A 23,351-nucleotide genomic window follows, 5' to 3' on the forward strand; every position below is an offset into this window, starting at 1 on the left:
ATTCAACATCCTAATCGCTGAATCCCGCAGATGCGGGAACGGGGGAACCAACCGGGCGCCGCACATGCGTCCAGGGGTGAATCGCTTGGCTATGCCAGGCGTAGGGCTGCTTGCCGAGTCCGAATCCGACAGCTAACCTCGCAAGCGTCCGGAAGAGGAGCCTGCGCCGCTATTCGCTTAAGAATAAGCTGCGGGAGATCCTTTCCTGCGGCTTTTTTTTGATGCCCGTCAGCGGTGCCGGCACAACAAAGGAGATAACCCCATGGTCAGCAAAGTTAAACGGCTTCTGATCGGCCGGCCGATGAAAAGCGCGGAGATCGAGGGCGCCAAGCTTGGCAAATTCAAGGCGCTAGCCGTCTTGTCGTCCGATGCGCTGTCTTCCGTGGCGTACGGCACGGAGCAGATTCTGATCGTCCTCATGGCGGCAGGCTTCGCGGCCGTCTGGTATTCGGTGCCGATCTCGCTGGCGGTGCTCGGCCTTTTATTTATTCTCATCCTGTCTTATCGCCAGACCATCTATGCCTATCCGGCCGGCGGCGGCGCCTACATCGTGGCCAAGGACAATCTCGGCGTCTCGACGGGACTTCTGGCCGGCGGCTCGCTGCTGGTCGACTATATATTGACCGTCGCGGTCAGCTCGTCCGCCGGGACGGACGCGATCACGTCGGCTTTTCCTTCGCTGCACGAACACCGCGTCCTGATCGCGCTCGTCATCATCCTCATTCTGACCGTCATGAACCTCCGCGGCTTGACCGAGTCCGCCTCCGTGCTCGCGACGCCGATCTACTTATTCGTCGTAGCGATCTTCGTGCTCATCGCTGTCGGCATCGTCAAGTACGCAACGGGAGGCGCGCCCGCTCACGTGCCGGAGTTCGGCGCCGCCGTGTCTAACGTCAGCCTCTTCCTGCTCCTCAAGGCATTCAGCTCGGGCTGCTCCGCGCTCACGGGCGTCGAAGCGGTGTCCAACGCCATTCCCAACTTCAAAAAGCCGGCCGAGCGCAACGCCGCCGCCACGCTGATCATGATGGGCACGATTCTGGGCGCGATGTTTATCGGCATCAGCCTGCTCGCTTATTGGTACGGCGTGGCGCCGGACGAGAAGCAGACGGTCGTCTCGCAAATCGCCGAATCGACCTTCGGGCGGGGCACGGTCTACTACGTGATCCAGGCGCTAACCGCGCTGATTCTCGTGCTGGCTGCGAATACGGCGTATTCCGCGTTCCCGCTGCTGGCGTTCATGCTGGCCAAGGACAAATACATGCCGCACGCCTTCATGGTTCGCGGCGATCGGCTCGGTTACTCCAACGGCATCATTTTTCTCGGCGTCTTCTCTGCGCTGCTGGTCATTATTTTCCACGGCAACACCGAGAACCTGATCCCGCTGTACGCGGTCGGCGTCTTCATCCCGTTCACGCTGTCGCAGCTCGGCATGATGGTGCGCTGGATCCGGCTCCGCCCGCAAGGCTGGGTGACGCGTCTGATCGTCAATACGATCGGCATGCTGACGACGCTGAGCATTACGCTCATCTTCATTTTCACCAAGTTCACGCATGTGTGGATGGTGTTCGTGTTCCTGCCGGTCGTCATGTGGACGTTCTTCGCCATCGCGCGCCACTACCGGAATACCGCCGACGAGCTGCGCATCGACCCGGCCAAGGAGAAGCCGTGCATCAAGGGCAGCACGATCGTCGTACCTGTCGCGGGGGTCACCCGCGTCGTCATGAATTCGCTCAGTTACGCCAAGTCGCTGACCGACAACGTAGTCGCCGTCTATGTCGGCTTCGACGACGAGGAGATCGAGCGCATGGAAAAAAGATGGGCCGACTGGGATCCCGGCGTCCGGCTTATCACGCTTAGATCAAGCTATCGCAGCATTATTCGCCCGATCATGAAGTTCATCGATACGATCGAGTGGAAAACCGCCGAGACCGATCATATCACCGTCCTCATCCCGCAGTTCATCGCCAAGCACTGGTGGCAGCACATTTTGCACAATCAGTCGAGTCTGCTGCTTCGCGCTTACCTTTACAATCAGAAGGACGTCATCATCGCGACCGTGCCTTACCATTTGCGTCGATAACGTTCTTCGGGCAATCGATCCGTCTCGTCCGCAGTTTTGCGGGCGAGGCTTTTTGCGTTCCCGGCCATGACAAATCCAGCAAGATAACGATGTGCCGCATCGTTATTCCGTAAGTGCAAGCCGGTTTTCGGCTAATAAGAATGTGCCGCATCGTTAACGCACAAGTCTCGTCGCCTCGCCCAACGCCGGCATGCGTTTCTCCGACCCTCCGCGCCCATGAATCGTAGTTCCGCACACATATCCCATAGGAATGTACATCGTCGGACTTGTGTGTAAGCGCTTATAATTTAAAGGAAGCATCATCCATATTCGGGAGGAGGAGGTTCGCAGCACGGTGAGCTTTTGTCGGGCGCCGCTGATCAGCCGCTCAAGTCGGAAGGGACCGAAAATTCGAGTTATCCATTTAAAAGGAGGCAGATGATGTTTATGCAACTGCATACGGGGAAACGGAAGCCGTGGACGGCTTCTTTGCTGGCTCTCGCGCTGATGGCCGGACTGCTCGCCAACCTGGCCGGGCTTCAGGCGTCCAAGGCCTATGCGGACGGCCCGAATCTGGCGGCGAACAAACCTGTGACCGCGAGCTCATACGCGGATGTGTACCAAGCGGGCAATGCCGTGGACGGCAACGCCGGCACCTACTGGGAGAGCGCGAACAATGCGTTTCCGCAATGGATCCGGGTTGACCTGGGAGCAGCCTCCTCGGTTAATCAGGTCGTGCTGAAGCTGCCGTCCGGATGGGGAACGCGCTCGCAAACTTTGTCCGTGCAGGGCAGTCTGAACGACTCCACGTACAGCACGCTCGCGTCGTCCGCTTCGTATTCGTTTAACCCGGCCACCGGCAATGCGGTGACGATCAGCTTCACCGCCGCCAGCGCGCGCTACGTCAAGGTCAACCTCACGGCCAACAGCGCCTGGCCGGCCGGTCAGTTATCCGAGTTCGAGGTGTACGGAACCGTCGCGCCGCCAGCCAACAATGTGTATGAAGCCGAAGCGGCCGCGCTGTCCGGCGGAGCCAAAGTGAACACGGACCACCCCGGCTATACGGGGACGGGATTCGTGGACGGCTATTGGACGCAGGGCGCACAGACGCAGTTCACCGTCAATGCCGCAGCCGCCGGCAACTACGCGGTCGCGCTCAAGTACGGCAACGCGAACGGCGCGGCCAGAACGCTGAGCGTCTACGTAAACGGCGCCAAGATCAAACAGACGACGCTCGCCAATCTTGCCAACTGGGACACGTGGGGATCGCAATCCGAGACGTTTGCGTTAAACGCGGGCAGCAACACGATCGCCTATAAGTACGATGCGACCGATTCCGCCAACGTCAACCTGGACCAGATCTCGCTGACGGCGGTGTCCGCGACGCCGACGCCCACCGCAACGCCGACCGCAACCCCGACGGCGACGCCAACGGCAACGCCTACAGCAACGCCAACGGCAACGCCTACAGCGACGCCAACGGCCACGCCAACCGCAACGCCAACGGCCACGCCGACCGCTACGCCTCCGCCGACCGGCGCCAACCTGGCGCAGGGCAAGACGATCGCCGCCTCCTCGGTCAACTGGACTTACGCAGCAACCAATGCCAACGACGGCAGCACGGCGACCTACTGGGAAAGCAATGCGAACAGCTATCCCGCCACGCTGACCGTCTCGCTCGGCGCCAACGCCAGCATCTCCCAGATCGTGCTGAAGCTGAGTCCGGACAGCGCCTGGGCGACGCGTACGCAGACGATTCAGGTGCTGGGTCGCGATCAGAATGCGACGGCATTCAACAACCTGGTTTCGTCCGCGCAGTATACGTTTAACCCGGCAACCGGCAACACGGTGACGATCCCCGTGAGCGCTACCGCCAGCGACGTGCAGCTAAAGTTCACGGCCAACACGGGCGCGACGGGCGGACAGGTGGCCGAGTTCCAGGTCATCGGCGTACCTGCGCCGAATCCGGATCTGACCGTGACGGGGCTAACCTGGACGCCGGCCGCGCCGGTAGAGACGGATAGCGTAAGCCTGACGGCAACCGTCAAAAACGCCGGCACGCTGGCTTCCGCTGCGACGACAGTCAACTTCTACCTCGGCGCGACCAAGGTAGGGACGGCGAACGTCGGCGCGCTCGCTGCAGGCGCTCAAGCCAACGTGAGCGTCAACATCGGCGCCAAGGACGCAGGCAGCTACGCCGTCTCCGCCAAGGTCGACGAAGACAACGCCGTCATCGAGCAAAACGAGAACAACAACAGCTACACCGGCGCTTCCAACCTGACGGTGAGCCCGGTTCAGAGCTCGGACCTGGTTGCCACGTCGGTCAGCTGGAGCCCGAGCAATCCGGCTGCGGGCAATACGACGAACTTCTCCGTCATCCTGAAAAATCAGGGCACGATCGCCTCGGCCGCCGGCGCGCACGCCGTCACGCTGACTCTGACGGACGCCACGACCAACGCGGTCGTAAAGACGCTGACGGCCAGCTACACCGGTGCGCTCGCCGCAGGCGCGTCCAGCACGTCGATCGCCCTTGGCAACTGGACCGCGGCGAACGGCAAGTACAACGTCAAGGTCCAGATCGCAGCCGACGGCAACGAATTGCCCGTCAAGCAAGCGAACAACGTCTCCACGCAGCCGTTGTTCGTCGGTCGCGGCGCGAACATGCCGTTTGACATGTACGAGGCCGAGGACGGCACGATAGGCGGCGGCGCAGCGGTCGTCGGACCGAACCGCAACATCGGCGACCTTGCCGGCGAGGCTTCCGGCCGCAAGGCGGTCACGCTTAACGCAACCGGCAGCTACGTGCAGTTCACGACCAAGGCGAGCACCAACACGCTGGTCGCCCGCTTCTCCATCCCGGACGCGCCGGGCGGCGACGGCATCAACGCGACGCTGAACGTCTACGTCAACGGCACTTTCGCCAAGGCGATCGACCTGACGTCCAGGTATGCCTGGCTTTACGGCTCCGAGACCGCGCCGGGCAACAGCCCGGGCTCCGGCTCGCCGCGCCATATCTATGACGAAGCGAACCTCATGTTCGATACGACGATCCCGGCGGGCAGCACGATCCGGCTGCAGAAGGACGCGGCCAACACGACGAACTACGCCATCGACTTCGTCAGCCTCGAGCAGGTGTCGGCGATCGCGAATCCCGATCCTGCCAAGTATGTCGTGCCGACGGGCTTCACGCACCAGGACGTGCAAAACGCGCTCGACAAGGTGCGTATGGACAATACGGGCACCTACGTAGGCGTCTATCTGCCGGCGGGCACGTATACGACGTCGAACAAGTTCCAGGTGTACGGCAAGCCGATCAAGGTGATCGGCGCCGGTCCATGGTACACGCGCTTCGTTGCGCCGTCGAACCAGTCCAACACCGACATCGGCTTCTCGGCGACGTCCACGGCGAACGGCTCCACCTTTGCCAACTTCGCCTACTTCGGCAACTATACGTCCCGGATCGACGGGCCGGGCAAGGTGTTCGACTTTTCCAACGTCGCCAATATCACGATCGACAATATCTGGACCGAGCACATGGTGTGCATGTACTGGGGCGCCAACACGGACTACATGACGATTAAAAACTCGCGCATTCGCGACACGTTCGCGGACGGCATCAACATGACGAACGGCAGCACGAACAATCTGATCTCCAACAACGAAGCTCGCGCGACCGGAGACGACAGCTTTGCGCTGTTCTCGGCGATCGACGCGGGCGGAGCGGACGAGAAGGACAATATTTTCGAAAACCTGACGTCCATTCTCACCTGGCGCGCGGCCGGGCTCGCGGTGTATGGCGGATACGCCAACACGTTCCGCAACATCTACATCGCGGATACGCTTTGCTATTCGGGCATTACGATCAGCTCGCTCGACTTCGGTTACCCGATGAACGGCTTCGGCGCAAGTCCGACCACAAACCTGCAAAATATCTCGATCGTGCGCGCGGGCGGCCATTTCTGGGGCCAGCAGACGTTCCCGGCCATCTGGGTGTTCTCCGCATCCAAGGTGTTCCAGGGCATCCGCGTGAGCGACGTGGATATCGTCGATCCGACGTACCACGGCATCATGTTCCAGACGAACTATTCCGGCGGACAGCCGCAGAATCCGGTGACCGACACGATTTTCACCAACATCACGATCTCCGGCGCGCAGAAGAGCGGCGACGCGTTCGACGCGAAAAGCGGCGTGGGCATTTGGGCAAACGAGATGCCTGAACCGGGCCAGGGGCCGGCAGTCGGCTCGGTGACGTTTAACAACCTGAAATTCAACAACGTCGTGACGCCGATTAAGAATACGACTTCTACCTTTACGATCAACGTCAATCCTTAAGTCAAGGCCATCCGACAGTCCGTTCGCCATCTGGCGGGCGGGCTGTTTGCATCTAGCGGCAGCAAGGATTAAGGGCGTTTTCTTTTAACCGAATTAACTTTCGATAATCGTATCGTCTTGCGGGCTCCCCTTAAAATAGCGGCAGAAGCCGGACTGCGCGCCGGCAAGCGGGGAGGAATGCAAGGTGAGACGCAAGACGAGTTTGCTGATGTGCCTGGCGCTATTGTTCGGCCTTATTCCGAGCTATGGCAAGGGAGGGAGTGCCCATGCGGCTGCGCCGGAGGTCGCCCCGCAGTTGGTTGCGGGCTATTACCACACCGTCGGCCTGCTGACGGACGGTACGGTATGGGGCTGGGGCGGCAACGAATTCGGCGGCCTCGCGGACGGCACGCAGACGAATCGCGTAGCGCCCGTCGCCGCTACGGGGATGAGCGGCGTAGCTTCGATCGCAGCCGGCGTGCGGCAGTCGTTCGCGGTCAAGCAGGACGGTACCGTATGGGCTTGGGGCTCCAACAACCACGGGCAGCTGGGGGACGGCACGACGACGGATCGGCTGCAGCCGGTGCAGATCGCGATCGACGACGTTGCTTCGTTGTCCGGCGGGATCGGCTATCACACGCTCGCCTTGAAAAAGGACGGGACGGTGTGGGCCTGGGGGGACAACGAGAGCGGAGAGCTCGGCGACGGCACGCTTGCAAGTCGTTCCGTGCCTGACGTCGTTCCGGGACTGACGGATATCGTCGCGGTATCCGCGGGCGGTTATCATAGCATGGCCTTGAAGTCCGACGGCACGGTATGGGCTTGGGGGCTTAATACGGCAGGCGAGATGGGCAACGGTACCGAATCTGCGGCGCAGAAGACGCCGGTGCAGGTGTCGGGGCTCGATCATGTGCTCGCAATCTCCGCCGGCAACTATCACAATCTGGCGCTCAAGGAAAACGGAACGGTGTGGGCTTGGGGCGACAACGGGCAGGGGAGGCTCGGCGACGGTACGGCGACGAAGCGAATCTTGCCGGTGCAGGTGCAGGGTCTCAGCGGCGTAAAAGCGATTGCGGCAGGGGGCTTCCACAGCGTTGCGCTGAAGGAAGACGGCACGGTGTGGGGCTGGGGCCACAATAATTACGGACAGGTCGGCGACGGCACCAAGACGCAAAGAAACGCGCCCGTGCAGTTGAGCGGCCTTTCCGATGTCGTGCAGGTCTCGGCCGGCTCCTTCCACGCTGCGGCGCTGCGCAGGGACGGCTCCGTCTGGAGCTGGGGCTACGGCGGCTACGGGCAGCTTGGCAACGGAAAAGGGACCGATTCGGCCGTTCCCGTGCAGGGCGGGTGGCTGGACGGCACGACGCCGGACGTTTCACCCGGAACGATCTCCGCATCGGGCGTCACGACGGACAGCGCTACGCTGACCTGGTCCAAGGCGACCGATAATATGTCCGAGCAATCGAGTTTGCAATATCGCGTTTATCGCTCTTTCAAGAACAACATCCAGACGGTCGCGGATATCGAAGCCAAAGGCATCGCCGTCAACGCCTATACGGCCGATATCGACAGCCTGCAGCTTACGGGTCTGTTCGACGGCATGCCTTATTACTTCAACGTTATCGTCAAGGACAAGGCCGGCAAGAAAACCGCATATACGATGCAGCAAGTCATTACGGTCGCGATCCCTACTTATAGCGTCATCTATAGAGGAAACGGCAACACCGGCGGCAAGGTGCCGGTCGACGATTACTACTACTACGAAGACGAGCAGGCCGAGATTTTGGGCAATGCCAGGGCGCTCATCCGGGCCGGATACACGTTTGCGGACTGGAATACGGCTGCAGACGGCACCGGGACGTCTTATGCGGAAGGCGACCAGGCGACGATCGGGCAGGAGGATCTGGTGCTGTACGCGCAATGGTCGAAAAATCCGACGTTTAAAATGCTGTACGACGGCAACGGGGAAACGGGCGGCACAGGTCCAAGCGACGGCGAGGAGTACGAGGCCGGGGAAGCGGCGACCGTCTTGGGCAACGAGAATGGTTTCGTTAAAAAAGGCTACACCTTTGCCGGCTGGAATACCGCTGCGGATGGCAGCGGTACGCCGTACGCGGCGGGCGCAGCGCTGACGATGGCTGCGGCCGACGCGGCGCTGTATGCGCAGTGGACGCTAAATCCGACGTATGGCGTGACGTATGAGGCCGGCGGTGCGGACATGGGCAGCGTGCCAGTGGATGCCGGCGCGTACGAAGAGGGAGCAGAGGTGACGGTGCAGGACAACACAGGCGGCTTGGTTAGGTCCGGCTACGCCTTTGCGGGCTGGACGCTCTCGGCCGACGGTGGTGGCACGGTGTACCAGTCCGGCGACAAGCTGACGATGGGCGCGACGGACATCACGCTGCACGCCAAGTGGACGGCGAACCCGACGTACGGCGTAACGTATGAGGCGAGTGGTGCGGACAGCGGCAGCGTGCCGGTGGATGCCGGCGCATACGAAGAGGGCGCCGAGGTGACGGTCCAAGGCAACACAGGCGGCCTGTCCAGGTCCGGCTACACCTTTGCCGGCTGGACGCTCGCGGCCGACGGCAACAGCATGGTGTACCAGTCCGGCGACAAGCTGACGATGGGCGCGGCGGACGTAACGCTGCACGCCAAGTGGACGGCGAAACCCAAGTATAGCTTGTCTTACGAGGCCAGCAATGCTGATGCCGGCAGCGTGCCAGTGGATGCCGGCGCATACGAAGAGGGCGCCAAGCTGACGGTACAAGGCAACACAGGCGGGCTGGATAGATCCGGCTACACCTTTACCGGCTGGACGCTCTCTGCCGACGGCAGCAGCACGGTCTACCAGTCCGGCGACAAGCTGACGATGGGCGCGGCTGATGTCACACTGCACGCCAAGTGGACGGCGAACCCGACGTACGGCGTAACGTATGGGGCGAGCGGCGCGGACAGCGGCAGCGTGCCGGTGGATGCCGGCGCGTACGAAGAGGGAGCAGAGGTGACGGTGCAGGGCAACCTGGGCAGCTTGACCAAAGCCGGCTACACCTTTACCGGCTGGACGCTCGCGGCCGACGGCACCGGCACGGTCTACCAGTCCGGCGACAAGCTCAACATGGAACAGGCCAACATTCATCTTTACGCGAAATGGGAAATCAAAGCAGGCGGGAATCCCGATCCGGATCCAGATCCCGTAGCTGCTCCCCAGTTAACGTCGCTAACGATATCGACAGGCAAGTGGAGCAGGGCCTTCTCTTCCGAGACGATTGAATATACGATTACCTTGCCTGCTGACATCGCTTCGATAGACGTAACGGCGGCAGCCGCGAACAAGCGTCAGTCAGTTGCAGCCAGCGTATACGACGCGGAAGGCGTGAAGCTCGGAGGTCCAGTCGTACTCGGCGCCGAGTCCAAATCCGTGGCGCTCGGCGCCGCTGCGGCATCCTTGCAGATCGAGGTCGTCGCAGAAGACGGCAAAGTACTGACGTACAAGCTGCACATTCAAAGAGAAAAGGCACCGGACCCTGAAACGCCAACGGATCCGGAAACGTCAACGCCTGCACCTGCGGCGAGCGGTACAAGCGAGCCTGCGGCACCCTCCTTCAAACTAACGATTGGAGGAGAGGCGCAGTCTTTGCTGGGAAAGGCGACCGTCAACAGGCATGATCTTGACGTACAACTGTTTTCATCGGCGCTAAACTCCGCCTTGGCTGCAGCATCGGAAGGGACGACGATCGCGATTACGGCGCCTGACGATGCAGCGAGCCTCACCGTGCGTTTCGACGCCGCGGCACTGAACGCCATGAGAGCGAAGCGGGCGTCGCTCGAGCTCGTTACAGCCCGGGGCCGATATACGCTGCCGATTGCCGACCTTGCGATCGAGGCAACTGACGGGGCTGCGTTTAGCTTGACAGTAGGCCAAGGGAAAGAGGAGACGGCATTGCAGCTATCACAGGCGGCATCGAACGCCGGCTATACCGTCATCGGCTCACTGGTGGCGTTCGAACTGTCGACGGACGAATCAGGCCGAACGATAGTCATCGATCACTTTAAGTCATTTGTAAAAAGAGAGCTGCCGCTGCCGGCGGGCACGGATCCGACAGGCGTTACGGCAATAGCTGTAGAACCCGACGGCGCGCTTCGGCCGGTCCCGACGGAGATCGTGGTCCGAGACGGCCGATACTATGCAGTCGTCCGCAGTCTGACGAATAGCGCATACGCGCTCGTCAGATCAAAGGCGCAGGGCTTTACGGATATAAGCGGGCATTGGGCTCGGGAAGCAATCGCTGACATGGCGGCCCGGTTAATCTTGAACGGCTACGCCGGCGGGGAATTCCGCCCGAACGCAGCCGTCAGCCGTGCGGAATTCGCCGCAATGCTCATCCGTGCGCTGGGCCTGCCTCAAAAGGAGAGCGGAACAACCGCGTTCACGGATCTTCAGGCGGGAGCCTGGTACCGCGGCGCAGTCGAACAAGCGGCGTCATACGGCCTGCTGCGCGGCGGCAGCGACGGCCGATTCCGGCCGGACGATACGATCACTCGTGAGGAAGCGTTCGCGGTGGTCATGCGCGCTGCAAAGCTCGCGGGCATTAACGCTAGCCTGGCGGGGGATGCGGAGCGCATCCTGCTGGCATTTGCGGATGGCCCCGCTATTCATGACTGGGCGAGCGAGGACGTAGCGGGCGCCGTCCAAGCAGGCCTCGTCCGTGGGACAGAAGGCCGGCTTGACCCGGCGGGCTCGGTAACCCGCGCGGAGACGGCAACCATGCTCAGGCGTATGCTTGCGCAGGCGGGCTTAATCCAACAATAACAAGCTTCAGAGAGGGACGAACCGGGCGGAATGCTTGGCGAGTCCCTCTCTTTTCAATTGCGGGTTGAATAGTTGCCTGCATTTCCCGACAATTTGGTACAATAAGAGACGGCCAAGCATGAGAATATTTGCCGGCCGTTCAAGGAGGCTTCGGGATGGAGCATACGGCACAGGACGTCGCGGCGTGGATGGTGAGCGAGATTCGCCATCGGGGAATGTTGAAGCAGGAGGAAGCGGTCGCGCATATCCGCGAGCAGTTCGGCGAGCGATTCGTGTTCGTGAACGAACGCGGTCATACGGGGCTTGAACGCGAGGTGGTCAAGGCGTTTCGCAAGCTCCACGGGGGCCGTGTCGCTTGGGACCGCGACGGATTTTTCTGGGGATGGACCTGATGCGACTGCCGATTGGCGAGAGAGCCCGGCTATAATAAGAATATGGACAAGGAGCGTACAAACATGCTTAGCTTCGAGCAAAAGCTGGTCATCGCCGACGAATTCAAAGAGCTTACCCGCAAAGACGTATCGCTTGGGCGCGTGAATTATCAATTCGAAGGCAGCGCCTACGACAAGAAAAACGTCATTTATCATCTTCACCGCAGCGGCAACGGCTTCGTTTACGCGGGGAGGCTTGAAGGATACGAGACGGACGATAAAGGCTTTGCAAGCATCGCCGAGTTCTCGGCGGAGCAGCTGCGGACGATTATCGCGGCATCGATCGATTCCCTAAGAGGCGAAGCCGGCAGAGAATCCGAGCCGGCGCTTGAAGAGATCTGGCGCAACGAAAAGCGGCAGACGCTGGAGTTGAAGTACGACGAGGAAGATGCGATGTGGTACGTCTACGCCGGGCTTAATCTGGACGGTGCCTTCGATTCCTACGACGAAGCCGTAGATTACTTGAAGGAAGAGGGGTTCGCCAAGGCTTGAAGCACGCTTCGCAGGAAGCGGAGAACCCGAAAAGTTCTTTTTTGGATTTGCCATCCGGTCTTTTATGGGCTATGATGGATATAATGCATGTACGTGGAGAATCATATATCGTCAAGGTTTCATGGCAGTATGCGAGGCCTTGTCGCGTATATGATTTTTTAGTTTTGACGGTTCGAGGCTGCTTGTGTTACGCCCAATACAAGGAACAAGGCTTAGCCTTGGAGAGGAGCGCTCCATGTACAACTCCCGTAAAAAACCGGTTGAAGAGGTACCTCTTGAGCCGACTACCGTATGGTCCTGCGCGAGCGACAGCTGCAACGGATGGATTCGCGAAAACTTTGCGTTTTCGGACGAACCGGCCTGCACGCTCTGCGGATCTCCGATGGAAAAGACCGAGCGCATGCTTCCCGCCCTCGTGAACACCAGTCTGTCCATGTCCAGTCGCAGCTAAAGCAGCCGGCCGAACTTACGGTTGGCGCTTGTGCTTCACGCCCGATGCCGTTTCTCATTTGGGGAGCGGCATCTTTGTTTTAACAGGCAGCAAGTTTTTTTGAAAAAAATTTCGCAAGCCTGTTTAGAAGCTTCCTGTTTTGGTTAACATGTAATCGAGCGACGCTTTACCCTGCCGTGGGTAGTGTAGCCGGCAAGGAAGAGCGTTTTCTTGTTCTGCCTTGCACAGACCATTTCTGCATTTGCGTTCCTGGACAAGATATGATAAGATGAATCTAATCTAAATCTTGACCTGAGTTCACATATTGTAGAGGGTTATTATTTTAGAAGATTTAATAACCTTGTACAATATGTGAATTTTATTTTCTACGCAAAATAAAGGTCATGTAGAAAAAACATTTTTTTGGAGGTAATACCAAATGGCTCAACAAGGAACAGTTAAGTGGTTCAACGCAGAAAAAGGCTTCGGTTTCATCGAAGTTGAAGGCGGCAACGACGTATTCGTTCACTTCTCCGCAATCGTCGGCGAAGGCTTCAAGACGCTTGACGAAGGCCAACGCGTTGAATTCAACGTTGTTCAAGGCAACCGCGGTCCGCAAGCTGAAAACGTTGTAAAGCTGTAATCTAGAATTTTAAGCGGCGGCAACGCCCTTAAATAGCAAAGCCCGGCCATTGGCCGGGCTTTTGTGCGTTCATGGACGAACTTCAACATCTTGCCTCATTCCCGTGCGCGCTCAGGCTGCAGCGAGCGACGAGGCACGCGCGATAGCCTCCGAGATCTTTTGCTCCAGAGCGAGTTGATTCTGCTTGGCTTCGTTGATCTGGCCGGCCAATTTAAGCAGGCTCGCGAGATCGCTTGAGGCGTCGCGAGGCGCATTCTTTTTCGCAGACGCATTAAAGCTGCTCCATAGGGTCTTACCTGCCTGCTTCGCTGCCGATGCCGCTTTTTTCTCCGCTTGAATCCGCGTCTTTAGTCCGTCGATTGATGCCAGAGGCTCCTTGGCTCGCTTGGACTTAACGGCAGCTGCGCTTTTAGCGAGCTTGAGCTTGTCTTGCTTGGCCCGGATATCGTCGCGCGCGAGTTGAACCGTAATCTTCATGATATCGGCTTGAAGCTTGAGGGCCGCGTTCAAATCTTTGTTTTTCAGTTTTCGTGCCGCTTCGATCCGTTTGTTGAGTGCGGTATAGCCGTCGAACAGCGGTTTGTACTTAGCCTGCGCAGCCTTGACCTGACCGTCCAACTTGGCGATCTCGGCCGCGTCGATGTCTTTGATCCGCTGCTTGGCCGTCTTCAACTGCTGTTCGTTGCGGTCGTGCAGGGCGGCGGTCGCTTCGTCCGTCTGATCTCCCTTGGCCTCCAGCGATCTGAGCGCATCGTATTGAGTCACAATCTTGGTGCGCAGTTCCGGTTCTGCCGCTGCATTCATCTTGTCGTAAGCGGTCTTGGCCGCCGTTGAGAACGTGAACGAAGCGGCTTCCGATACGCCTGGCAATATAGCGAACCACGTCACCAGCGCTGCCAACGCCAATTTACATCCCAATCCCCATCGCATTTCGAATTTCCTCCCATAAAAGGTTGATTGGACAGCAAAAAAGCACCAGCAAGCAAGGCTATAGCCTTGGCTCACGGGTGCTTCCCCTGTCGGATGATAAATAATCTGTTCGTTCAATATACACGGAAACGAAGGTGAAAGTCAATCCTTTTTGGGGAACGTACATTCCTGTATTGGCGAGGCGTCAGATTACTTTTGGATGAGTACCAGCGTTTTACTCGGAACCTCATCGTACAGCCAGCGGACGTCCTTGTTGTGCATTCTGATGCAGCCGGACGATACGTATTTGCCGATCGACTTTTCATTGTTCGTGCCGTGAATGCCGTATGCGTAGGAGACATTCCCGTTCTTAAGCGGTACTTTGAGGCCAAACCAGCGATCCCCCAACGGGTTTTTAGGATCGCCGCCTTTGATTTTTTCCTTGTAGTAAGGCCGGTTTTTAATTTTCTCCTGAATGACAAAAAGGCCTTCGGGCGTGTACGAAGGCTTGGCGCCGGTCGCTACCGGGAAGGTTTTAACGAGCTTGCCTTCCTTGAAGTAAGCCAGCTTATTGAGCGACTTGTCGATGACGATGAAGTTTTCGTAGCCGCTGTACTTTGCGTCCAGCTTGATCTGGCTGGCGGATGCTGCGGATGCGGTACCCAGCGGAATCAGACAGGTCAAGCAAACGAACAGACCGAGCAATGCCAAATAAGCTTTTTTCATTTGAATCGCCTCCTTGCGCTGTTCCCAATGGATATGCGCGAGAGGAGGCGAATATGGTTGGATGAGCTCAGGTTCTCCGCTTCAATTCGAAAAATTCGCAGTCTCGCCTATTGTGATAGGCCAGTTCGCTGACGCTGGACTGAATGACCACTGTGTTGTCGTCGAAGCGAAGGATGACGCCGCCGCTGTCCACGATATGGTCGTCTTTGAATACGCGCATGCGAAGCTGACGCTCCATCGCCTCTTGGAAATCCGCGTCCGTAAACAGCCTGCGGTTGATTGACATTGGTGTACCCCTTTCTTGGACCCGCTCTATCCATCATAATGCTGAGGAAGGCGTAAATCCAGGGTTATCCGCGCTTGATTCAGCGAACGTACAGGAACCGTTCACGCGTTCTTCAGGAAATTATGTCATGATGGACGCCAAACGGACTGCGGGGACGTGAGTGTTTATGGTCGCGAAAAGCGTTGAGGCAAGGCTGGGGCGCATCGGCTGGTATGCGGCGGGTCTTGTGCTGGCAGGCATAGTCCTGCGCATCGTGTTGGCAGATCGCTACGGCGGCTTCCTCTCCGATCAGCGGCTGTTCGTGCAATGGGGGGAGGCTGTCGTCCGCGACGGATTGGCAGGGGCGTATCTCGGGAACGGAAATATCAATTACCCGCCTTTATTCCTCTTCATATTAGGCGGTTATACGCGAATGGTCGAATGGTTCGGTCAGGCGCCGGAGTCGGGGGCGTTGTCGTTTAAAATGGTGCTCGTTGCCATCGATATGGCGTCGATGGTTTTCGTCGCCTTATGGGTGCGCAAGCGGGCGAACGTATACATGGGACTGGGCGTATTGGCGCTCATTGCATTGAATCCGGCATTAATCGCCGGCGGGGCCGTTTGGGGACAAGTGGACATGCTCCATTCGATGCTGATGGCGGCCGCCGTGATATGGGCACCCCGTCGCCCGGAGGTCAGCGGTCTTTGCTTTGCCTTGGCTTTGCTAACCAAATTCCAGGCCGTGACGGTGTTGCCTATTCTGGGCATGTATCTGCTGGTTTCTGCGATTCGGTGGAAGAATTTTCGCGCGACGGCGATGTGGCTCATCGGCTTCTGCCTGCCGCTGCTGGTCGCGCTCGTATACTTTAGTGCGCATGGGGCGATAGGTACGATGATGACGCAAGCATACGGTGATGCGGTCGGGTCTTTTACGGGGGTAACCGTTAATGCCATGAATATTTGGTCAGGTATATTCGGCGTCGGCCCCGCCGTTCAGGATACGACCGCTTTTGTCGGGGGCATCACTTACCGCGCAGCAGGCTTGGCGTTGTTTGCGGCGGCGGTCTTGCTCTTGTGCGCATACACCGTGCTGGCGCTTGTTAGACTGAACGTTCCGGGGCAGGGCCACCCGAAGGGGGCTGTTGAATCCGACATTAACGAGCAGGGCGAACAAAGAGACGGTGGCGAAAAAGAAGAGGCGGCGATGAGACGTCGTCACGAGGTGGAGGCGGTGCTGCTTCGCGCGGGGGCGGCGGTTAATTTTGCTTTTTTTATGCTGCCGACCGAAATACACGAACGCTACGGCATACCGGCATTGGTCTTCGCGCTGATGGCCGTGCTGCACGATCGCCGATGGGCTGCAGGCGGGGTCGGGCTCTCGATTACGACGCTGATCAATTTGCTCGTCGTCATGCGGCACGGAGGCGGCGGGTTTGGTCAAGACGGTATGGGAGGAAGGTTCGGCGGCGGCCGGGGCGGGTTCGGAGGCAGGGGCGATGCGGGATTCGGCACCGGCGGTATCCCTGGCCGGGGCGGCGGTCAACCTCGAGGCGATGCCTCAGGTGCTTTCGGCTTTTCGCGAGAACCGAGCAATGTCCTCACCGCTTCTCACTTATGGGTAGCCGCGGGCAACGCGCTGCTGCTCGCTTGGATGTTTTGGCTGCTGTGGATGGATCTACGGCGCCGAATTCAGCATTACGCACCGTATTCAAGTCAAGGCTAGCCTTTCGTGGAGAACCACGCAAGGGCTTTTTGCCGTATTTGAAAGATATCCCATTCCCTCAGGTTCTCGACCGGCGCACCGGGACGAACGCCCGCCCGCCTCTCCGCATAGAATGTAGCAGTCTTCGGGGAGAGGCAGAGGGTGATTAGATTGGAGATAGCCCTGACATCCTTGCACTGGGTGTATCTGGCTTTTATTTTATTTATCATGGCGATGCTTGTCATGCGCCGCGATACGATGATGGTTTGCGTGCTGGGCATTCTCGCGCTGGGCCTGATCGCGACTGACAGTCTCGGCAGTTCGGTATCGGGCATATTCAATAGCTTTATTTACGCGATTAAAGAGCTGATCGGCACGATCCTGATCATCTCCGTCATCGTCTCGATGAGCCGTATTCTAATCCGTACGGGGATTAACGAAATAATGGTCGCACCGCTAACGCGGTTCATCCGGACGCCCGCGATGGCTTATTGGGGAATCGGGATCATCATGATGGTCACGTCGTGGTTTTTCTGGCCATCGCCCGGCGTTGCGCTGATCGGCGCGGTTCTGCTGCCGGTCGCCGTCAGGGTGGGACTTCCGGCGCTTGGGGCGGCGATGGCGATGAACTTGTTTGGACACGGCATCGCGCTGTCCGGAGACTATATTATTCAGGGGGCGCCGAAGCTGACGGCGGATGCGGCCGGCCTGCCGGTGGCGCAGGTCATGGAGGCAAGCATACCGCTCGTCGCGGTGATGGGTATCGTCACGACGGCGACGGCGTTCTGGCTGATGCGGAGGGACTTGAAGCGCGGCACCTTCCGCGACGGATTGGTCGCGGAGGCACCCGCCGGCGACTCCGGCGGGAAGAGCGGCGCGATTCCGATGGCGCCTGCGCTCAAGCGGGCGCTTGCAGCGATTATTCCGCTGCTGTTTTTGGCTGACGTCGGCGCCATGATCGTTTTTAAGCTGCAAGGCGGCGATGCCACGGCGCTCATCGGCGGCACGGCCGTGCTGATCCTCATCGCCGTAACGCTGCTGGCGCATGGCGACCGGGGGCTTGAAGCGACGACGGATTATCTCATCGAGGGTCTGCAGTTCGGCTTCCGCGTGTTCGGCCCCGTCATACCGATCGCAGCGTTTTTCTACCTCGGGGATTCGGCGTTTGCCGACCTGATCGGCAAGCTGCCGGAAGGCTCGCACGGCATCGTGAACGATCTTGGCGTTGCGCTTGCGAACACGGTGCCGTTGAACGGCGCGGTGAGCTCGGTGACGCTGACCGTCGTGGGCGCAATTACGGGGCTAGACGGCTCGGGCTTCTCGGGAATCTCGCTGGCCGGCTCCATCGCAAGAATGTTCGGCGCTTCCGTCGGCGGCACCGATACGCTGACGGCGCTCGGCCAGGTGGCTGCGATCTGGGTAGGGGGCGGCACGATTATACCGTGGGCGCTTATCCCGGCTGCCGCAATCTGCGGCGTCAGCCCTTTCGAGCTGGCTCGGCGTAATCTGGTCCCGGTGCTGGTCGGGCTTGCCGTCACGACGCTCGTTGCCATTTTTCTCGTCTGATTGGTTTTAGAACAGGCTGCTAATAGGCCCCGAGTGCCGGATAAACGGCACTCGGGGCCTATTGGTGCGCGGAGCCGCGCGCGAGCCGCGCGCGAGCCGGTCGCCGCAGGGGGCAAGACGGCTCTCTAGTGCCAGGAATCGTACCCTTGCGCGATCGGCAGCAATGGATCGTGAGCGGACGTTCGTTTCCTCCAGGTGGAGGGACTCTCGCCGACCTTCATTTTAAACATTCTGCTGAAGTAATGGAGATTGGAGAAGCCGGTCAGCTCGGCAATTTGCTGTACGGGCAAATCGGTCGAGCCCAGATAGCTGATCGCAGCCTTGAGCCGCAGCTCCTGCAAGTATTGGATCGGCGTCGCGCCGAAGGTCTGCTTGAATAACCGGATGACATAGGATGGCGTCAGGTTGCACATCTGCGAGAGGTCTTCAATGGTGATATTGTCCGTATAGAACCGCTCCATATAACGAAGCAGGGGGTATAAGTGACGCTCGACGGGTTGGGAAGCCGGGCTGCAGTCCGGAGGCGACGCCGAGTGCGCGGATACGGCGACCGCGCTGCGAACGAGCAGGATCAGCTTGCGAATATCGCATTCGAGCAGCTGATGGACGGTACGCGAATTCAGCTCTCCGGCTTCATAGGACGCGATAACCGAGGTGACGCCGGACACGCCCGCCACCAATGGCTGCGACCAGGCGATGCGTTCCGTGGTGCCGCTCTGCATCTGGTTCCACTGGAGGATCACCTCGTAGCCGGGGAGCAGCTCCTGCTGGATATCGGCCTCCATATACCATCCGCTGACGCCGGACGCGCAAGGCGTGAGCCAATGCGGCGTATGCGCTGGAATGACAAGCAGCACAGGGGAGGAGAGCTTGTAGCATCTGCCCATCCACTGGAGCTCGGATTCGCCGGAATCGATATACAGAATTTCATGATAAGGATGAACGCCGCCGGCGCCCGCGGACTGCAGCTTCAGCGTTCCGTGTTCCCTGATGAGCATGAGCTTCCACCTCCGTTTGATGACGATTACAGTATTGTGCAAGCGGACGGGAAACGCCTTAAGCTTACCAAGCTTCGACCTGACTGACAACTTCTAATATTGTGCGATATCCGCTAAATACGAACCCGGTGCTCATCGGCTAACATAAAGCTGCAGACGAACAAGGCGAAGTGACGGTCATGTAAGCGCATTCCGGAGCGGTCGGGAATAAGGATCCTGCACCTTTGCCGCTCAATTTCGCATAACAGGTGTTATTTATCGCGTCGCAAACAAAGAAAGGGGATAAAAATGAGAAAAAAATGGGCTCTAAGCGGTATGGCGGTCATGATGGCTTTTGGCGTTGCAGCTTGTTCGAAATCCTCGGATAATTCGGAAAATAAACAAACCGGTGCCGCAGCGTCAAGCGGCTCGGCGCAGACGGCATCGTCGGAAAGCGCGAACAGCAGTCCTATCACCTATACGTTCGGGCGCAATATCGATCCGAACAACGATCCGATCAAGCTGCTGGAGTCGCAAACGGGGGAGACGTTCGCAGATAACCGCTGGACCCGCCTTTTCAAGGAGAAGCTGAATATTTCCGTAGATTACAAGATGGTCACTGCCAGTCCGACCTATGATCAGCAGTTCAAGCTGGCGATGGCCTCCAACGACTTGCCGGACATGTTTAATGTCACAAGCGAAGCCGATATGAAGCAGCTGATGGATGCGGGCGCGCTGGAGGATCTCACCGACGCCTACAAGCAATACGGATCAGAGCTGCTCAAGAGCATTATTGAGGCGGAGACGGCACGCGTATTCGAGCCGGTCACCAAAGACGGAAAAATCTATGCCATTCCGCTTAAAATGCCGTCCACGAACGGCTACAACCACCTCTGGATACGCGAAGATTGGCTGACGAAGCTCGGGCTCGAGCGTCCGAAAACGATGGACGACGTCTACAAGATCGCGAAGGCGTTCAAAGACCAGGATCCGGACGGCAACGGCAAGCCCGATACGTTCGGACTGCAGATCGACAACGCATTCCGCGAAAATATGAAGGGCTTCTTCTGGGGATTCGGCGCGAATCCTTCGCCCGACATGTGGGTGGAAAAGGACGGCAAAGCGGTGCGGGGCTTCGTTCAGAGCGAGATGAAGGAACCGCTCGCCATGCTTCAGACGATGTACAAGGAAGGCGTCATCGACAAGGAGTTCGGCACCAAGGATAACGCCAAGTCGATGGAGTCGGTCGTCTCCGGCAAGACAGGCATGTTCTACGGACCGCACTGGTCGGCGTTTACGATCGACAAGACGATTCAGAACGACCCGAACGCCAAGTGGATCGTCGTGCCGCTTCCCTCCAAAGACGGCAGCCCGACCAAGGTGTCCCTTACGATCGGCAAGGACAGCTATGTCGCGGTCAAGAAGGGAACGAAGAATCCGGAGAATCTCATCAAGATGTTCAATGTTTACGTGGAAGCGCTGTTCGGAAAAGATGCTGAATTCAGCAAGTATTACGGGGAGAACGGCGTAGAGAACATCTGGCAGATGTCTCCGATCTACACGCTGGACCCGATGATCGACCTTAAGGCGCATCAGGAGATCAAGGCGGCCATCGAAAACGGAACGACGGACAGCCTGGGCGGCACGGCAGCCGGCTTCTACGCGAACATCAAATCCGGCATGTGGACGTTCGAGATGATGTTCGGACCGAAGGATACGCCGTTCGCTTACGTGGATCAATCGTATCCGGACCAAATCGTGTGGAACGCGTATCTGGGCGCGCCGACGCCGACGCAGATCACGCGCGGCAGCTCCATGGACGAGCTGATTATCACGACGCTGACCGCCATTATCATGGGTAAGACGGACGCCGATCAGGGCTTCGACAAGATGGTGGCCGAATGGAACAAGCTGGGCGGAGACAAGGTTACGCAAGAGGTCAACGCGGAGCTGGGCAGCTAAGAAATGCGGCAGTCCCATACCAGCAAGCGCCGGCTTTACCTGCGGCGCTTGCTTCTATTCATCGAGAGGAGGCGGGAAGGATGAGCAAGCCAACACCGGCCTTAGGCAACGGGGGGAGACGGTCATTCAGATTCGGCTACAAGACAAAACGCGAGATGCCGCTTCATTTTATGCTGCTCCCGGGTCTCGTCCTGATTTTAATCTTTTCGTACGTTCCGATGGTCGGCGTCACGATCGCCTTCCAGAACTTCATTCCGCTCAAGGGCTTGTTCGGCGGGCAGGAATGGGTAGGTCTGGATAATTTCGACTATGTCTTCTCCATGCCGACGATCTGGCAGGTCGTGTGGAATACGCTGCGGATCGCCGCGCTCAAGATCGTAGCCGGCCTGGTCGTGCCGATCGCCTTCGCGTTGCTGCTCAACGAAGTTCGCAACGTGTTTTTCAAGCGCACGACGCAGACGATCATTTATTTCCCTTACTTCCTGTCGTGGATTATTCTGGGCGGAATCTTGATCGATATCTTGTCTCCGTCCACGGGGATCGTCAACAAGTTCCTCGGCTGGATCGGCGTAGGACCGATTTTTTTCCTGGGCGAAAATGCCTGGTTCCCTTACACGATGGTCGTCTCGGATATCTGGAAGACCTTCGGCTTCAACACGATTATTTATCTGGCCGCCATTACGAGCATCGATCCTTCGTTGTACGAGGCGGCGGCTGCCGACGGGGCGGGGCGCTGGAAGCAGACCTGGCATGTGACGCTTCCCGGCATGCATATGATCATCGTGCTGCTGATGGTGCTAAGTCTCGGAACCGTACTCGACGCCGGCTTCGATCAGATTTTTAATTTGTACAGTCCTCAGGTATACGAATCCGGCGACATCGTCGATACGATGGTTTACCGGATGGGGCTGCAGCAGACGCAATTCGGTCCTTCTACCGCCGTAGGATTGCTTAAGTCTCTCGTATCCTTCATCTTGATTTCGACATCCTATCTGGTTGCTTACCGGCTGTTCAAGTACCGCCTTTTCTAGGAGGGAATCGCATTGCTGCTCAGACAAACTCGCGGTCAGAAAATATTTAGCGTGTTCAACTACGTGCTGCTCAGCCTGACGGCCATCCTGTGTCTGCTGCCGCTCATTCACGTAATCGCCTTGTCGTTCAGCGACAACGCCGCCGTATCCGGCGGCTTGGTCACGTTGTGGCCGGTGCGCTTTACTTGGGAGCCGTACGCCTACGTGCTGGAGCGAAGCGCCTTTTGGAGGGCGTTCGGCGTCACGCTTCAACGAGCGGCGCTCGGCACGATAGTCAACGTGCTGCTCGTCATTCTGCTCGCCTATCCGCTGTCGATGTCGGGGGAGAAGCTGCGCGCCAGAACGCTGTACGTTTGGATTTTTTTCTTCACGATGCTGTTCAACGGCGGCCTGATTCCGACTTACATCTTGATCAAGGAGATCGGAATCATGGACACGCTCTGGGCGCTTATACTTCCAGGCGCGGTTACCGTGTTCAACCTGATCCTGATGCTGAACTTCTTCAGGCAGGTGCCCGAGGAGTTGGAGGACGCGGCGATGATCGACGGCGCCGGCCACTGGCGCACGCTGTGGCAGATCTATGTGCCGATCTCCACGCCGGCGATCGCGACAATCACGCTATTCTGCGTCGTCGGGCATTGGAACGCCTGGTTCGACGGCCTGATTTACATGCGGGACGCCGCGCATTATCCGCTGCAAAGCTACCTGCAGACGATCGTCGTCAAGTTCGACTTCCAGACGATGTCGGCTACGGACGCGCAGCGTCTCGCGCAGCTGAACGATCGCTCCGTCAAGGCGGCGCAAATGGTCGTGGCCGCGGTTCCGATTTTGCTTGTCTATCCTTTTTTGCAAAAGTATTTTGTCAGCGGAATCAAGCTTGGCAGCGTAAAGGGATAGGCAATAATGTTCAGGGCCCATGCCCGGTATGATCGTTAAATGGAGAGGCGGCCCTTTGTGGCGGCCTCTTTTTTCTGAGCGGAGGGGCAGCGGGACGGGGAAAGTGCTTTTTGTGCAAATTTTGCACAAAGGCTATG

16 protein-coding genes and 1 riboswitch are annotated in these 23,351 nt (G+C 58.6%); of the genes, 12 read left to right on the plus strand and 4 right to left on the minus strand.

Features of this window, described 5'->3' with window-relative positions:
- The first annotated feature begins 5 nt into the window (after positions 1-5).
- A riboswitch (cyclic di-AMP (ydaO/yuaA leader) is annotated at positions 6-162 on the plus strand.
- Between the two features lie 100 nt (positions 163-262).
- The 7 genes from ACFOTD_RS11770 to ACFOTD_RS11800 all read left to right on the plus strand — a co-directional run bounded on the left by ACFOTD_RS11770 (position 263) and on the right by ACFOTD_RS11800 (position 13,179).
- Complete coding sequence (locus tag ACFOTD_RS11770) at positions 263-2,080, plus strand: APC family permease (protein ID WP_378118866.1); 1,818 nt, start codon at positions 263-265, stop codon at positions 2,078-2,080.
- Between the two features lie 420 nt (positions 2,081-2,500).
- Positions 2,501-6,391, plus strand: coding sequence for a galactose-binding domain-containing protein (locus tag ACFOTD_RS11775; protein WP_378118868.1), 3,891 nt, complete (start codon positions 2,501-2,503; stop codon positions 6,389-6,391).
- 184 nt (positions 6,392-6,575) lie between these two features.
- Positions 6,576-11,183 carry an RCC1 domain-containing protein gene (locus tag ACFOTD_RS11780; protein ID WP_378118870.1) on the plus strand — a complete coding sequence of 1,536 codons (4,608 nt, stop codon included), beginning with the start codon at positions 6,576-6,578 and terminating at the stop codon, positions 11,181-11,183.
- Between the two features lie 155 nt (positions 11,184-11,338).
- Positions 11,339-11,575, plus strand: coding sequence for a DUF6953 family protein (locus ACFOTD_RS11785; RefSeq protein WP_378118872.1), 237 nt, complete (start codon positions 11,339-11,341; stop codon positions 11,573-11,575).
- A 63-nt stretch (positions 11,576-11,638) separates the two neighbouring features.
- Entirely contained in the window at positions 11,639-12,106 is a 468-nt protein-coding gene (locus ACFOTD_RS11790; protein ID WP_378118874.1) for a hypothetical protein, read from the plus strand.
- Between the two features lie 235 nt (positions 12,107-12,341).
- A complete protein-coding gene (locus ACFOTD_RS11795; protein WP_378118876.1) occupies positions 12,342-12,557 on the plus strand; it encodes a cold-shock protein in 216 nt (71 codons plus the stop codon).
- Between the two features lie 418 nt (positions 12,558-12,975).
- The gene (locus ACFOTD_RS11800) at positions 12,976-13,179 is read left to right on the plus strand and encodes a cold-shock protein (RefSeq protein ID WP_090118053.1); all 204 of its coding nucleotides are present in this window, start codon (positions 12,976-12,978) and stop codon (positions 13,177-13,179) included.
- A 111-nt stretch (positions 13,180-13,290) separates the two neighbouring features.
- Here the strand turns inward: ACFOTD_RS11800 and ACFOTD_RS11805 are convergent, their stop codons facing one another.
- The 3 genes from ACFOTD_RS11805 to ACFOTD_RS11815 form a co-directional block, all read right to left on the minus strand.
- Positions 13,291-14,109, minus strand: coding sequence for a hypothetical protein (locus ACFOTD_RS11805; RefSeq protein ID WP_378118878.1), 819 nt, complete (start codon positions 14,107-14,109; stop codon positions 13,291-13,293).
- Between the two features lie 189 nt (positions 14,110-14,298).
- Entirely contained in the window at positions 14,299-14,814 is a 516-nt protein-coding gene (locus ACFOTD_RS11810; RefSeq protein ID WP_378118880.1) for a L,D-transpeptidase, read from the minus strand.
- Between the two features lie 67 nt (positions 14,815-14,881).
- Complete coding sequence (locus ACFOTD_RS11815) at positions 14,882-15,100, minus strand: hypothetical protein (protein ID WP_378118882.1); 219 nt, start codon at positions 15,098-15,100, stop codon at positions 14,882-14,884.
- Positions 15,101-15,266: 166 nt separating this feature from the next.
- Between ACFOTD_RS11815 and ACFOTD_RS11820 the strand changes: the two genes are divergently transcribed.
- Positions 15,267-16,802, plus strand: a complete 1,536-nt coding sequence (locus tag ACFOTD_RS11820) for a hypothetical protein (RefSeq protein WP_378118884.1) — start codon at positions 15,267-15,269, stop codon at positions 16,800-16,802.
- A gap of 150 nt (positions 16,803-16,952) precedes the next feature.
- A complete protein-coding gene (locus ACFOTD_RS11825) occupies positions 16,953-18,347 on the plus strand; it encodes a hypothetical protein (protein WP_378119142.1) in 1,395 nt (464 codons plus the stop codon).
- Between the two features lie 125 nt (positions 18,348-18,472).
- Here ACFOTD_RS11825 and ACFOTD_RS11830 read toward each other — a convergent pair whose 3' ends face one another.
- A complete protein-coding gene (locus tag ACFOTD_RS11830) occupies positions 18,473-19,345 on the minus strand; it encodes a helix-turn-helix domain-containing protein (RefSeq protein ID WP_378118886.1) in 873 nt (290 codons plus the stop codon).
- A gap of 288 nt (positions 19,346-19,633) precedes the next feature.
- Here ACFOTD_RS11830 and ACFOTD_RS11835 point away from each other — a divergent pair, with 288 nt between their 5' ends.
- The 3 genes from ACFOTD_RS11835 to ACFOTD_RS11845 all read left to right on the plus strand — a co-directional run bounded on the left by ACFOTD_RS11835 (position 19,634) and on the right by ACFOTD_RS11845 (position 23,214).
- Positions 19,634-21,286, plus strand: coding sequence for an extracellular solute-binding protein (locus tag ACFOTD_RS11835; RefSeq protein ID WP_378118888.1), 1,653 nt, complete (start codon positions 19,634-19,636; stop codon positions 21,284-21,286).
- A gap of 80 nt (positions 21,287-21,366) precedes the next feature.
- Positions 21,367-22,317, plus strand: a complete 951-nt coding sequence (locus ACFOTD_RS11840; RefSeq protein WP_378118890.1) for an ABC transporter permease — start codon at positions 21,367-21,369, stop codon at positions 22,315-22,317.
- A 12-nt stretch (positions 22,318-22,329) separates the two neighbouring features.
- On the plus strand, positions 22,330-23,214 hold the full coding sequence (locus tag ACFOTD_RS11845) for a carbohydrate ABC transporter permease (protein WP_378118892.1): 885 nt from the start codon (positions 22,330-22,332) through the stop codon (positions 23,212-23,214).
- Positions 23,215-23,351 lie beyond the last annotated feature (137 nt).

It is taken from the genome of Cohnella sp. GCM10012308 (genome assembly GCF_042649185.1).
Taxonomy (GTDB): Bacteria; Bacillota; Bacilli; order Paenibacillales; family Paenibacillaceae; genus Cohnella.